The following is a 206-nucleotide window of genomic DNA, read 5'->3' as shown; positions in this document are numbered from 1 at the left end:
GGGAGGATTCGAACCTCCGACCGCTCGGTTCGTAGCCGAGTACTCTATCCAGCTGAGCTACGGATGCATCGGGAAACTTACTTTATTGCAGATTTTGATACCGCTACTAAAGCCGTATCAAGTAAGAGATGGTGCATCCGGGAGGATTCGAACCTCCGACCGCTCGGTTCGTAGCCGAGTACTCTATCCAGCTGAGCTACGGATGC

General features: G+C 52.9%; 2 tRNA genes. Both read right to left on the bottom strand.

Going from position 1 to position 206, the window contains the following annotated elements:
• Positions 1-59: transfer RNA gene (locus tag OGV82_RS02745), tRNA-Arg, on the bottom strand.
• Between the two features lie 70 nt (positions 60-129).
• A tRNA-Arg gene (locus OGV82_RS02740) sits at positions 130-206 on the bottom strand.

This window comes from Citrobacter sp. CK191 (assembly GCF_030333435.1).
GTDB classification, from domain to species: Bacteria; Pseudomonadota; Gammaproteobacteria; order Enterobacterales; family Enterobacteriaceae; genus Citrobacter_B; species Citrobacter_B koseri.
Note: the sequence above shows the minus strand (reverse complement) of the source record. Positions and strands in the feature narration are given on the sequence as shown.